This window comes from Myxococcus sp. AM009, from assembly GCF_013372605.1.
GTDB lineage: Bacteria > Myxococcota > Myxococcia > Myxococcales > Myxococcaceae > Myxococcus > Myxococcus vastator.
This window is the reverse complement of sequence record NZ_JABXEP010000264.1, coordinates 1-6,661: the sequence shown is the minus strand read 5'-3', so window position 1 is coordinate 6,661 and position 6,661 is coordinate 1. Positions and strand designations below refer to the sequence as shown.

The 6,661-nt window shown below is 72.2% G+C and carries 8 protein-coding genes; 4 read left to right on the top strand and 4 right to left on the bottom strand.

What is annotated here, in order from left to right; genetic code table 11:
• Positions 1-147: 147 nt before the first annotated feature.
• From HV824_RS34450 to HV824_RS34435, 4 genes are read left to right on the top strand one after another with little or no spacing between them, the layout of a single operon-like run.
• Positions 148-681 carry a periplasmic heavy metal sensor gene (locus HV824_RS34450; protein WP_176425155.1) on the top strand — a complete coding sequence of 178 codons (534 nt, stop codon included), beginning with the start codon at positions 148-150 and terminating at the stop codon, positions 679-681.
• 47 nt (positions 682-728) lie between these two features.
• The gene (locus tag HV824_RS34445) at positions 729-950 is read left to right on the top strand and encodes a hypothetical protein (RefSeq protein WP_176420643.1); all 222 of its coding nucleotides are present in this window, start codon (positions 729-731) and stop codon (positions 948-950) included.
• Positions 951-965: 15 nt separating this feature from the next.
• A complete protein-coding gene (locus HV824_RS34440; protein ID WP_176420642.1) occupies positions 966-1,646 on the top strand; it encodes a response regulator transcription factor in 681 nt (226 codons plus the stop codon).
• Positions 1,643-3,043, top strand: a complete 1,401-nt coding sequence (locus HV824_RS34435) for a HAMP domain-containing sensor histidine kinase (RefSeq protein ID WP_176420641.1) — start codon at positions 1,643-1,645, stop codon at positions 3,041-3,043. The genes HV824_RS34440 and HV824_RS34435 overlap by 4 nt, the downstream gene beginning before the upstream one ends.
• A 10-nt stretch (positions 3,044-3,053) precedes the next feature.
• Here the strand turns inward: HV824_RS34435 and HV824_RS34430 are convergent, their stop codons facing one another.
• From HV824_RS34430 to cyoE, 4 genes are all read right to left on the bottom strand, one after another.
• Complete coding sequence (locus tag HV824_RS34430) at positions 3,054-3,884, bottom strand: carboxypeptidase regulatory-like domain-containing protein (protein ID WP_176420640.1); 831 nt, start codon at positions 3,882-3,884, stop codon at positions 3,054-3,056.
• A gap of 100 nt (positions 3,885-3,984) precedes the next feature.
• Positions 3,985-4,842: an ABC transporter permease gene (locus tag HV824_RS34425; protein ID WP_163785188.1), complete on the bottom strand. Its 858-nt coding sequence runs from the start codon at positions 4,840-4,842 to the stop codon at positions 3,985-3,987.
• Complete coding sequence (locus HV824_RS34420; RefSeq protein WP_176425154.1) at positions 4,839-5,831, bottom strand: ABC transporter ATP-binding protein; 993 nt, start codon at positions 5,829-5,831, stop codon at positions 4,839-4,841. Before HV824_RS34420 ends, HV824_RS34425 begins: the two co-directional genes overlap by 4 nt.
• A 29-nt stretch (positions 5,832-5,860) precedes the next feature.
• The coding region (gene cyoE / locus HV824_RS34415) for a heme o synthase (protein WP_176425153.1) at positions 5,861-6,661 on the bottom strand (801 nt) is incomplete at its 5' end.

The window sequence follows — 6,661 nt, the reverse complement described above, 5'->3', positions numbered from 1 at the left end:
CCTTCACGCTCCGGCCCCCTCCCCCGAGGCCGCCTTCACACTTCTTCACCGCGCGCGGGCGTGGCCTTCATACCCGCCCTCTACCTTCCCGCTCGTCACCACCAGCGCCAGCCCCCCAGGGGACGGCCACATTGGGAGCGTGGAACCATGTTCGGGTTTTTCTTCGGTACCGCCTGCCTCGCCGGGCTCATCTACACGGTCCGTGGCGGGCGCCACGGGCATCACCGCGGAGGCCGCTGGAGCTCGCGCGGACGCCTCCGCTGGCTCTTCGAGCGGCTGGACACGTCGCCCGGCCAGGAGAAGGTCCTCCTCAAGGCCGCCGACGAGGTCCTGGAGTCCTTCGCCAAGGCGCGTGACGAGGTAGGCCCCAGCCGCACCGCCCTGGGCACCGCGCTGCGCGGTGAGCACTTCGACGGCGCCGCGCTGCGTGAGCTCTTCGCCCGCCACGATGTCGCCATCGACAACGTGCGCCGCACGGTGCAGGGCTCGCTCGCCCAGGTCCATGAAGCGCTGGACCCGCGGCAGCGCCGCGAGCTCGCGGACCTCCTCGAGCACGGCTTCGGCTCCGCCTACGGCTGGCACGGAGGCCACGGCGGCCGGCACCGTCGCTGTGGCGGCCACGGCGGCGGCCATCGCCACGGGGACAGCCCCTGGGGACGCGGTGACGCGCGTGGAATGTGAGCCCTGAACCGACACACCCCTTTCGTCATCCTTGAAGGAGCGATTCCATGCGCCGCCGTCTGCTCATCGTCCTGCTCGCCCTGGGCACCGTCGGAGGCTATGCCTCCGGCTTCGCCAGCGTGGCCCGCCACCGCCATCACCTGCGCCACTGTCACCACGGCACCTGGGAGCACGGCTGGAGCCCCCACGGCAGGTGGGAGCCTTCCGGCCAGCGAGGGGTGACTCCCCCTCCGGCGACCCCCGTGTCCATCCACACAGCCTCCCCCTGAAGTAGAAGGCGGTTCATGTCCACGCGCGTCCTGCTCATCGACGACGACACCCGGATGTACGAGCTGCTCGAGCAGTACCTCGGGCAGAACGGCCTCAACGTCACCCACGCGGCGGATGGCGGACGGGGGCTGGCGGCGCTGGAGGCCAGCGCCTTCGACGCGGTGCTGCTCGACGTGATGATGCCCGGCATGGACGGCCTGGAGGTCTGCAAGCGCATCCGCGCCAAGAGCCGCATCCCCGTCATCATGCTCACCGCGAAGGGCGACGAGACGGACCGCGTGGTGGGCCTGGAGCTGGGCGCGGACGACTACCTCCCCAAGCCCTTCAGTCCCCGCGAGCTGCTGGCGCGGCTGCGGGCCGTGCTCCGCCGCGCACAGCCCTCGGCGGTGGCGGACCGGCTGGAGTCGGGCGGCGTGTCCATCGACGTGGCCGGGCGCGAGGTGCGCGTGGAGGAGCGCGCCGTGGAGCTGACGGGCCTGGAGTTCGACTTGCTCGTCGCGCTGGTGCGCAGGGCCGGACGCGTCATTCCGCGCGACGCCCTGCTGGGCGAGGCGGGCCGCAGTGACACGGTGGTGGGCGAGCGCACCGTGGACGTGCACATCTCCCACCTGCGGCAGAAGCTCGGTGACGTGGGCACCCGCCTCATCAAGACGGTGCGCGGCGTGGGCTACGTATTCGCCAAGGAGGGCCCGTGAAACGCGGCGGGCCCTGGGGCCACAAGCGCGGCTGGGGCGCGTGGGGAGACGCGCATGATTGTGGCCCCTGGGGGCACCGGCATCCGCCGCACCACTCCTGGCGCATGGGCCGGCTGGGAAGCTTCGTGCGCGCCCGGCTGCACCGGCGCCTGTTCATGTGGTTCGGCCTGTCCATCCTCGCCACCGGCGCCGTGGTGGCCACGGTGATGAGCCTGGTGGGCGGCGGCACCTGGAAGCAGGAAAGCGAGCGCGTGCGCACCTTCGTGGGCCACCGCTTCGAGGAGGTCTGGGACGAGCCCGCCCGGCGGGACGCGCTGGTGGCGTCCATCGAGAAGGACTTGCAGGTGGGCGTGGAGCTGCGAGACGCGTCCGGCGCGGTGCTGGCGCGGACCGAGGAGCCGTGCCGGCGGCCCGAGTTCAACCTGCCCGTGATTCGCGATGGCATCACCCTGGGCTCGGTGCGCGCGTGCTACGCCAGCTTCCGTCCGAAGAGCCCGCTGCGGATGGTGCTGCCACTGGCGCTGTCGTGCATGGTGCTGTGGCTGGCCGCGGGGAAGCTCGCGCGGCGGCTCGCGCGGCCCATGGATGAGCTGGTGCGGGCCACGCGAGAGCTGGGCTCGGGCCGGCTGGACTCGCGCGCGGACATCGCGCCGCACGTCACGGGGGAGTTCGCCGTGCTGGCGGATGCCTTCAATGACATGGCCGGGCGCATCGAGAAGCAGGTGGCGGACCAGCGCGAGCTGCTCGCCGCCGTGTCACATGAGCTGCGCACCCCGCTGGCCCGGATGCGCGTGCTGACGGAGCTGCTCCGCGACGGAGGCGGCAACCCGAAGACGCTGGACCAGGTGGACCGCGAGGTGGTGGAGCTGGATGCGCTGGTGGGTGAGCTGCTGGCCAGCTCCCGGCTGGACTTTGGCCAGCTCACCCCACGGGTCCTCGATGGCCAGGCGCTGGCCACGCAGGCCCTGGAGCGCGCGGGGCTGTCGAGCTCCGCGCTGGACGTGGAGGTGGAGCACGCGGGGCTGGTGGGAGACGCGACGCTGCTGGGCCGCGCCCTGGCCAACCTCCTGGAGAATGCGCGCAAGCACGGCACCGGCGCACAGGCCCTGCGCATCCAGGAGCGAGGCGAGCACCTGGCCTTCTGCGTGGATGACCGGGGCCCCGGGCTTCAGCCCGGTGAGGACGCGCGCATCTTCCGGCCCTTCTACCGGAAGGAGCATGGCACCGAGGCGCGTGAGGCGGGCTCCCTGGGCCTGGGGCTGGCGCTGGTCCAGCGCATCGCGCACGCCCATGGTGGTGAAGTCTTCGCGGAGAACCGCCCCGGCGGCGGCGCACGGGTGGGCTTCACCGTGCGAAAGAACGGCCCTCCGGATTCAGAGAGCCGCCCCGCCGCGTAGCGCCTTTCAGTCACTTCCGAGCGGACGCGTCTTCCGCGGAGAAGGAGAACGCGGCCTCGGCCGGCGCGTCGTCCTTCACCGTGACTTCGGCCGTCTTCGTGCCCAGCGTCTCGTGCCAGGCCTCCACCGTGTACGTGCCCGCGGGCAGGCCTTCGAGGGAGAACGCACCGTCCGCGCCCGTCGTCACGAAGTACGGATTCTCATTGCTGACGACGAAGGCGGACATCCACGGGTGCACGTCACACTTGAGCTTCAGCACGTCCGCGTCCGCGGGCAGCGGCCGCTCCACCGGGGCGCCAGACGGGGGCTGCGCGACGTTGAACGCGGGTTTGGTGCCCACGATGCCGCGCACGTTGTGCAGCGTGCCGTCGCTGTTCTTGAACGCCACCTGCTGCCCCGCCATCGCGCCCTGCACGCGCGGGACGTAGGTGCACTTCGACTGGTCCACCACCACCGGAGTGGCCGGCGCGGGAGGCGCGCCGGGCACCTGGCCCTTCACGCGCACCAGCACGTTCTGGAGGTTGCCGTCCTTCACCAGGACCGACGCATCCTTCGTCGCCATGCCCTCACACGCCGGGTCATTGCTCGCGGGGATGTCGGCGGCCTCGGGCGGCGTGCCGGTGAACTTCACCGTGCCCTTCACCACGCCCTTGCCCGCTGGCGCCACGGGCGCGGCGGCGGCACCTTCCGGCGCCTGGATGGGCGAGGCGGCGTGCGGCTCCTTCTTCGCGGCGGGCGCGGCGACGGGCGGCGCGGAGGCCGGCTCCTCCTTCTTGCAGGCAGAAAGGGACAGCAGCCCCGCGGTCCCCAGCAGCGTCAGGCCGAGCGTGCGCAGCGTCATCGTGCAATCTCCTCGGGAAGTCAGGTGATGCGTCTGCCCACCTCGTAGCGAAAGGGGCAGCGCATGTCCAACCCACCGGGACACCGCGAACGGCCGCGGTCTACTCCCGGCGGCTCACGCTGAAGGCCGCCAGCCCGACGAACACCGCGGCGAACGCCACCAGCACCGGCACCTCCAGCCCCGCCGAGGACGACGACGCGCCCAGCGCCACCGACGCCTCCGCGCCGTACAGCGCCCGCCGCACGCCCTCCACGGAGTAGCGCATCGGGTTGAGCCGCATCACCCAGGCCAGCCAGGTGTCCGCGCCCTTGAGCGGGAACACGGCGCCGGACAGCACCCACATGGGCAGCAGGGCGATGCTCATCACCGCGTGGTAGCCCGCACTGGAGCGCACCCACCACGCCAGCGACATGCCCATGCCCGTCAGCGCCAGCGCCGTCAGCACCATGACGGCCAGCAGCAATGGCACGTTCAGCGTGGCCGCGCTCACCCCCGCCAGCGGCGCCAGCAGCAGGAACAACGACGCCTGCAGCAGCGCGATGGCGGACGAGCCCAGCGCCTTGCCCAGCACCACCGCCAGCCGTGAGCCCGGCCCGGCGAGCACCGCCTGGAGGAAGCCCTCCTTGCGGTCCTCGATGACGGTAATCGTCGCGAAGATGGCGCTGAACAGCAGCACCATGGTGACGACGCCCGGGAAGAAGAACTGCTGGTAGCCCAGGCCCTGCGCGCCCTCCACGCGGAAGGAGCCCGCGAAGCCGGAGCCGATGACGAACCAGAAGAGGACAGGCTGCGCGAGCGCCCCCACCACCCGGGAGGGCTGGCGGAAGAAGCGGACGATGTCGCGCATCATCAAGACGCGCACCGTCGCCCATTGAAGCGCGAGCGCTCCGGGCGGAGACGACACGGCCGGAGCCCCGGCGTTCATCGGTTCGGGGGCGGCGGACAGCTCGGCGCTCATCGACGTCTCCTCGGCGCGGGTTCAGCGGTGGGCACGTCCGCGCCCAGCGCGCGCCCCGTCAATTGGAGGAACACGTCCGCCAGCGTGGGCCGGCGCAGCGCCACGGAGGTCAGCCGCCCGGCGGGGAAGGCCTCCACCAACCGGGGCACCAGCGCGTGGCCCTGCGGCGCCTCCACCTGCACCCGCCCCGCCACCACCTTCGCGTCCAGCTTCAAGCGCTCGCGCAGCTCGGCCGCCAGCGCCTCCGGCTCGGGCGCCTCCACGGAGAGGAGGTCTCCGCCCATGCGCGCGGCCAGCGCCCGCGGCGTGTCACACGCCACCAGCTTGCCCGCATCCAGCACCGCCAGCCGGTCGCAGACCTCGGCCTCGTCCGCGCGGTGCGTGGTGAGCAGCACCGTGAGGCCCTCGCTGTCGCGCAGGCGCTTCAGGTGCGCCCAGAAGGCGCGGAAGGCCGCCTCGTCCAGGCCCTGGGTGGGCTCGTCCATGAGCAGCACGCGCGGCTGGTGCACCAGGGCGCGCGCCAGCTCCAGGCGCCGGCGCATGCCACCAGACCACGTGGACACCCGCTCGTCGCCGCGGTCGGCCAGGCCGATGAGCGACAGCATCGCCTCCACCCGCTCGCCGGCCCGCGCTCCGCCCAGGCCATACAGCCGGGCGCCGAGCAGCAGGTTCTCCCGCGCGGTCAGCAGGTCATCCAGGCTGCCGCGCTGGAAGATGATGCCCATCTGCCGGCGCAGCGACGGGTCACTCAGCGACAGCTCGCGGCCCTCGAAGCGGACGCGCCCCGCGTCGGGCGACAGCAGCCCGGCCAGCACCTGGAACGTGGTGGACTTGCCCGCGCCGTTGGGGCCCAGCAGGCCCAGGATCTCCCCCGGGCGCACCGACAGGGTCAGGCCATCCACCGCCGTGCGCCCCTTGAAGCGGCGCGTGAGCCCCTCCAGTTGGAGCAGCGGTTGAGCGGCGGCATTGGAAACCAGGACTTCGGGCATGGGCGGGCGTCCCCCCTTCGCCCCGGACGCTATCCGCGAGGAACTCGGTCCAGCGCCAGCGCGGCGAACAGGCCGGTGAGGTAGATGAGTGAGAAGAAGAACGTCTGGCGGGCCCAGGTGTTTCCCAGCCGCCGGAAGAAGCCCCACGCTCCCAGCCCGAGGAAGCTCAGGCCCAGGAGCACCGCCGCGGCCAGATACCACGCGCCGGCGATGTGGAGCTGGAAGGGCAGGAGCGTCATCGGAATCAACGCCACCAGGTAGAGCACCACCTGCGCGCGGCTGGACTCGTCCCCCCGCTCCAGCGGCACCGACTTGAGGCCCGCCGCCCGGTACTCCTCCTTGCGGAAGAGCGCGATGGCGATGAAGTGCGGCATCTGCCACAGGAACATGATGGCGAAGAGCGAGAAGCCCCCCGCGTCCAATTGGTGGGTCACCGCCGTCCAGCCCATGAGCGGAGGCAGCGCGCCGGGCACCGCGCCCACCAGCATGGCCGCGGACGTGCGCGCCTTCAGCGGCGTGTAGGCCAGCACGTAGCTGAGCAGCGCCACCAGGCCCAGCGCGGCGGTGAGCACGTTGGCGCCCAGGGCCAGCGCCGGAAGCGACACGGCCGCCAGGGAGATGCCGAACCACAGCGCCACCGCCGGCTCCATGCGCCCGGAGGGCAGCGGCCGGTTGCGGGTGCGGTCCATGAACTGGTCGCTGTGCCGCTCCCAGTAGCAGTTGAGGGCATTGGCCGCGCCCACGGTTCCCGCCGTGGCCAGCAGCGTCACCAGCGCGTTGACGGCGCCCAGGTGGCCGGGCGCCAGCCACATGCCGCCCGCCGCGGTGAC

Excerpts from the sequence above, each read along its gene's own strand:
- HV824_RS34420 (WP_176425154.1), bottom strand. The coding sequence starts at position 5,831 with ATGCCCGAAGTCCTGGTTTCCAATGCCGCCGCTCAACCGCTGCTCCAA.
- HV824_RS34430 (WP_176420640.1), bottom strand. The coding sequence starts at position 3,884 with ATGACGCTGCGCACGCTCGGCCTGACGCTGCTGGGGACCGCGGGGCTG.
- HV824_RS34445 (WP_176420643.1), top strand. The coding sequence starts at position 729 with ATGCGCCGCCGTCTGCTCATCGTCCTGCTCGCCCTGGGCACCGTCGGA.
- HV824_RS34440 (WP_176420642.1), top strand. The coding sequence starts at position 966 with ATGTCCACGCGCGTCCTGCTCATCGACGACGACACCCGGATGTACGAG.
- HV824_RS34425 (WP_163785188.1), bottom strand. The coding sequence starts at position 4,842 with ATGAGCGCCGAGCTGTCCGCCGCCCCCGAACCGATGAACGCCGGGGCT.
- HV824_RS34450 (WP_176425155.1), top strand. The coding sequence starts at position 148 with ATGTTCGGGTTTTTCTTCGGTACCGCCTGCCTCGCCGGGCTCATCTAC.